The sequence below is a fragment of the Mesorhizobium sp. M2E.F.Ca.ET.219.01.1.1 genome (assembly GCF_004016445.2).
In the GTDB taxonomy this organism is placed as follows: Bacteria; Pseudomonadota; Alphaproteobacteria; order Rhizobiales; family Rhizobiaceae; genus Mesorhizobium.
Window position 1 is genome coordinate 1 of the sequence record NZ_SADT02000047.1, and the last position, 470, is coordinate 470.

General features: G+C 66.2%; 1 protein-coding gene and 1 pseudogene. Both read left to right on the top strand.

Features of this window, described 5'->3' with window-relative positions; genetic code table 11:
* The coding region (locus EN862_RS34845; RefSeq protein WP_135913282.1) for a hypothetical protein at positions 1–198 on the top strand (198 nt) is incomplete at its 5' end.
* Positions 195–470: pseudogene (locus EN862_RS34850) on the top strand (hypothetical protein); the annotation flags it as partial. The gene EN862_RS34845 and the pseudogene EN862_RS34850, both read left to right, overlap by 4 nt.

Here is a 470-nt window from a genome sequence, read left to right on the forward strand (position 1 = left end):
TTCCACGATTTCGACGCCATGCGCATCTTCCAGACCCCGGTGTTCGAGGTGGCGGTGCTAGAGAATTTCCACAAGATGGGCGGCGTCGGCGAGGTCGGCACGCCGCCGGCCGCTCCGGCGCTCGCCAATGCCATCTTCGCGCTGACCGGCAAGCGCATCCGTAGGTTGCCGCTGTCGAAAGAGGTGACCTTCGCATGAGGAAGCTTCTCATCATGCTGACGCCTGCTGCCATCATCTTGCTGGCGGCGCCTTTTGCAACCGCGCAGGAGTCCCAGCAGCCAGCCCCAGCAGCAGTCGACACGGCCAAGGGCTTGCCCGAATGGGACAAGGTCTATGCGGTGTTCTCGCATCCGCGCTGCGCCGACTGCCATGTCGCCGACGACCGGCCGCGCTGGTCCGGCGCGCATTATGGCGGCACGCGCGTGCATGGCTTCAATGTCCAGCGCGGCGCCGACGGCTCCGGCTTCGGC